This window comes from Acuticoccus kandeliae (assembly GCF_003073115.1).
This window is the reverse complement of the sequence record NZ_QBBV01000192.1, coordinates 1-281: the sequence shown is the minus strand read 5'-3', so window position 1 is coordinate 281 and position 281 is coordinate 1. Positions and strand designations below refer to the sequence as shown.

Here is a 281-nt window from a genome sequence, read left to right as displayed (position 1 = left end):
CGTTCCGCGAGGCGCATGAAATCGTCGGCAAGCTCGTCTTGCATTGCATCGAACAAGGCGTCTTTTTGGCCGATTTGCCGCTTGACGTGTACAAAGAAGCGTCGCCGCTTTTTGAAGAAGACATTTATGACGCCTTGCACCCGCGCACGGCCGTCAACCGCCGCAACAGCGCCGGCGGCACCGGTTTTGCCGAAGTGCGCGCGGCGCTGGCGAAGGCGAAACAGTTGCTTAGCACCCCGTAACGGCGGGGTGTTCTTTTTTGACCGTTACATGTTTTCGCA

The 281-nt window shown here is 58.0% G+C and carries 1 pseudogene; it reads left to right on the top strand.

Annotated features, from left to right (window positions below):
• Positions 1–242 (top strand): annotated as a pseudogene (locus tag DBV35_RS29910) (hypothetical protein); the annotation flags it as partial.
• Between the last annotated feature and the right edge of the window lie 39 nt (positions 243–281).